At 55.4% G+C, this 3,875-nt stretch carries 5 protein-coding genes and 1 pseudogene; 4 read left to right on the top strand and 2 right to left on the bottom strand.

Annotated elements, in window-relative coordinates; all coding sequences use genetic code 11:
• The first annotated feature begins 31 nt into the window (after nt 1-31).
• Nucleotides 32-523, top strand: a complete 492-nt coding sequence (locus tag AC534G_RS27245) for an MbeB family mobilization protein (protein WP_032072598.1) — start codon at nt 32-34, stop codon at nt 521-523.
• Between the two features lie 6 nt (nt 524-529).
• On the top strand, nt 530-745 hold the full coding sequence (locus AC534G_RS27240) for an MbeD family mobilization/exclusion protein (RefSeq protein WP_029590204.1): 216 nt from the start codon (nt 530-532) through the stop codon (nt 743-745).
• Between the two features lie 542 nt (nt 746-1,287).
• On the opposite strand, the gene AC534G_RS27235 is transcribed toward AC534G_RS27240, so the two are convergent.
• Both AC534G_RS27235 and AC534G_RS27230 read right to left on the bottom strand, forming a co-directional pair.
• Nucleotides 1,288-1,713, bottom strand: a complete 426-nt coding sequence (locus AC534G_RS27235; protein WP_045261372.1) for a PH domain-containing protein — start codon at nt 1,711-1,713, stop codon at nt 1,288-1,290.
• Nucleotides 1,714-2,112: 399 nt separating this feature from the next.
• A pseudogene (locus AC534G_RS27230) lies at nt 2,113-2,534 on the bottom strand (hypothetical protein).
• 350 nt (nt 2,535-2,884) lie between these two features.
• Here AC534G_RS27230 and AC534G_RS27225 point away from each other — a divergent pair.
• A complete protein-coding gene (locus tag AC534G_RS27225) occupies nt 2,885-3,229 on the top strand; it encodes a MobC family plasmid mobilization relaxosome protein (RefSeq protein WP_031603520.1) in 345 nt (114 codons plus the stop codon).
• The coding region (gene mbeA / locus AC534G_RS27220; RefSeq protein WP_496594632.1) for a plasmid mobilization relaxase MbeA at nt 3,219-3,875 on the top strand (657 nt) is incomplete at its 3' end. The genes AC534G_RS27225 and mbeA, both read left to right, overlap by 11 nt.

Genomic DNA, 3,875 nt, shown 5'->3' with positions numbered 1-3,875 from the left:
GGGCGAAACATCCGACTGAAGGGAGCTATCTATGAGCAATCTTTTTACGGCCTCGAGGGACTTCGAGGAGAAATTGAAAGCGCAGCAGCAGAGTACCGGCGAGATGCTGAAAGCCGCATTCAGCGAGCACGAGCAGTCTGTCAGAGCGGAACTGAGCGCAAGCGCGAGGAGAATCAGCGACGCCATCAGCGCCCACGAGCAGAATATGAGCGAGGCGATGGAGAAAAACCGGCGGAGCGTGCTGCTGACGGCCGGGAGGACATGGCTCACCATCCTGATGGTGTCAGCGCTGCTGATCGGCACGAGCGGGAGCATTCTGTGGTGGCAGGGGCAGCAGATAACCGACAATTACACGCATCTTCGTCAGCAGGAAGATACCCTGGCGAAAATGACCGCCCGGACGTGGGGAGTGCGCTATCAGGAGAGCAGCGACGGCCGGAGATTCCTTATCCTGCCGCCGGGGATGCAAACCGAAGCCATCCCTTACGACGGGACGACATGGATCCGCCTGAAACAGGAGTAGCGGAAAATGACAGAGCTGGAAAAGCAGTTGCTGAGCGCATTAGAGCAGCTACAGCAGGACTACTCGCAAAGGCTGGACGAATGGGAGAGCGCCTTCGCGGAATGGCGGAGCATGTGTGGGCTTATGCAACGGGAGAACGCGATGCTGAACGAGCGCGTGTCGGACTTGAGCACGCAGGTGCTGAGTTTAAGCGAGCAGCTGCGCCGCTTGTCCGGGAACTGAATGCCACCGAGTTCCGGCAGAGGGAGAATGAGTATCAGAAAACACTGGAGCTGGAGCGCCAGCCGCAGAAAACCTACCGCGGGCCGACACTTTAAACCATCCAGGCAGCTGACAACCCGCACGAAGAGGGGCTCTTATTTCTCCCGCTAAATAGGTTCGTGATCAAAAAGGTCACGACTTATTCAGGAGCGGGAAATGAAGCTGTTAAATCTTATTGAATCATTGCTTAACTGCCTGTATCTGGCGGCGGAGCTGTGGGACTGGCTGGAGAAGCATTTGTCGGTTTTTAAGGCATTGGCGCGGATTTTAGTGTGACTTTAACATCCATGCATCTGGCTGCATGACTATGCACCAGTGTAATATTCAGCGGCTGCGTTTCTGGTGTTTTTTCGTTATGTCTGTCGCCACTTTCTCGCGTCTGGCACCGGAAACGCAGCCAACCCCGTTTCAGCGGTGCGGGCAACGGATGTTATGGTAAATTCAGCTGATTGGCAGGTACAAAAAAAGCCCCGTAGGGCTTTTTTTGTAATGCTACGAGGAAGCTACTGCTGCTTAGAACCCATTTCCTCAATATGATTGTTCACAATCGATCTGAATTGCATTGGCGCCTTGATGTTTGGAATTGGCGTGTTGGTTCCGCCAGTGCCTTTAATCACGATAGACCCATAGTTAAAGATTCGTCCCAGTATCCCTTGATGTATGCCAAGGCTTTCAACTTTATCAATACGGAGTTCCACCGTATTGCGTCGGATCAAACCCACTTTTGCGATGACTCTTTGGTTAGTTAATGCAAGCTCCGTTGACCAAACTCTAAGGAGCACAGGGATTATTATAAGTAACCCTAAGCCGTAAAAAGGCAGCAACAAGATCCCGATAATTACTGGGATGATTGTTGGAATCCAGGAGGTTTGAGCGCGAGATATTACGGATTCATTTCTCGTCAATGATTGGTCTACGTAGCTTCCCATAAGGTTATATCCATTTAGAAAAAATAGGATTTTTCCCTTTTTAAGGCGAGTCAGCAATAGAAACTTTATGTCTCCGTGGTAGGTATACAAAATTTACGGAGAACGTAGCGACCGTCGGACAGTTCGGTTCTTTCCTTTCGTGCCGCAACTGGCTTGATTCTGTGGTGGTGGTGGTGGCGGCTGCTATGCCTCATATACTCCTGGCGTTGCAATCCTTTATCCCATATCTGTCGAATATCACAGATGATCTTCTTGAGATCCTGTCCGTTGCGTCGTAATCTCTTGCTCTGAAAACGAAAAAACCGCCCTGCAAGGCGGTTTTTCGAAGGTTCTCAGAGCTACCAACTCTTTGAACCGCGGTAACTGGCTTGGAGGAGCGCAGTAACCAAATCTGTCCTTTCAGTTTAGCCTTAACAGGCGCATAACTTCAAGACTAACTCCTCTAAATCCGTTACCAATGGCTACCGCCACTGGCGATTTTTCGTGTCTGTTCCGGGTTGGACTCAAGATGATAGTTACCGGGACAACGTGGTAGTCGGGCTGAACGGGGGGTTCTTGCACACAGCCCAGCTTGGAGCGAACTGTCTAAACGGAACGGGACGTGGTGATTTAGGTAAAGCTTCCACCACAACACGGATGCCGCAGGGCGGGAACAGGAGAGCGCAAGAGGGAGCCACCAGGGGGAAACGCCTGGTATCTTTATAGTCCTGTCGGGTTTCGCCACCACTGATTTGAGCGTCAGATTTCGTGATGCTTGTCAGGGGGGCGGAGCCTATGGAAAAACGGCTTCGCCGCGGCCTTCTCGCTTCTCTGCTAAGTATCTTCCTGGCATCCTCCAGGAAATTTCCGCCCCGTCCGTAAGCCATTCCCGCTCGCCGCAGCCGAACGACCGAGCGCAGCGAGTCAGTGAGCGAGGAAGCGGAATATATTCTGTATCACATATTCCACTTACGCTCCGCTGCTGCATTTTTCTCCTGCCACATGAAGCACTTCACTGATATCCGCATCCGTGCCAACATAGTAAGCCAGTATACACTCCGCTAGCGCTACGTGACTGGTTCAGGGCTGCGCCCCGAAACCCGCCAAAAGCCTGACGCGCCTGCGGCTTGTCCAACCCCGCGCCGACCGGGAAAGGCTTTCCCGCCCGTCCCGGCGTTATCAGGAGGCCGGTTTGTCAGAGAAACGGAGCAAGATGCTCACCATGTGGGTGACGGAGGACGAGCACCGGCGGCTGCTCGAGCGCTGTGACGGCAGGCAGCTGGCGGCGTGGATGCGGCAGATCTGCCTGGACGAAAAGCCGGCACGTTCCGGAAAGCTCCCCTCACTCTCGCCGGCGCTGCTGCGCCAGCTTGCCGGCATGGGCAATAACCTGAACCAGATAGCCCGCCGTGTTAACGCCGGCGGCGGCACCGGCCATGACAGGGTACAGATTGTGGCGGCGCTGATGGCCATCGATGCCGGCCTTGAGCGGCTGCGGCACGCCGTTCTTGAGAAAGGAACGGACGATGATCGTTAAATTTCATCCGCGCGGCCGCGGCGGTGGCGCCGGGCCGGTGGACTATCTGCTGGGTAAAGACCGGCAGCGTGAAGGCGCCACCGTCCTGCAGGGGAAGCCGGAAGAAGTCCGGGAGCTGATTGACGCGTCGCCTTACGTTAAGAAATACACCTCCGGCGTCCTGTCGTTTGCGGAGGCCGATCTCCCTCCCGGCCAGCGGGAAAAACTGATGGCCAGCTTCGAGCGAGTTCTGATGCCCGGACTCGATAAAGATCAGTACAGCATTCTGTGGGTGGAGCACGCGGACAAGGGGCGTCTGGAGCTGAACTTTCTGATCCCCAATACCGAGCTGCTGACCGGCAGGCGGCTCCAGCCTTACTACGACCGCGCCGACCGGCCGCGCATCGATGCCTGGCAGACTATCGTGAACGGCAGACTGGGGCTGCACGACCCGAACGCGCCGGAAAACCGCCGGGCGCTGGTCACGCCGTCCGGGCTGCCGAAAACGAAGCAGGAGGCCGCAGAAGCCATTACCCGGGGACTACTGAGCTTAGCCTCGTCCGGGGAGCTGAAAAGCCGTCAGGATGTCACTGACACTCTTGAAGGTGCAGGTTTTGAGGTGGTGCGCACCACGAAAAGCAGTATCAGCATTGCCGACCCGGACGGG

Source organism: Citrobacter sp. CRE-46 (genome assembly GCF_059615875.1).
Note: the sequence above shows the minus strand (reverse complement) of the source record. Positions and strands in the feature narration are given on the sequence as shown.

Bases quoted from the DNA above. Each gene is read 5' to 3' on its own strand.
- AC534G_RS27245 (WP_032072598.1), top strand. From the start codon at position 32: ATGAGCAATCTTTTTACGGCCTCGAGGGACTTCGAGGAGAAATTGAAA.
- AC534G_RS27235 (WP_045261372.1), bottom strand. From the start codon at position 1,713: ATGGGAAGCTACGTAGACCAATCATTGACGAGAAATGAATCCGTAATA.
- AC534G_RS27240 (WP_029590204.1), top strand. From the start codon at position 530: ATGACAGAGCTGGAAAAGCAGTTGCTGAGCGCATTAGAGCAGCTACAG.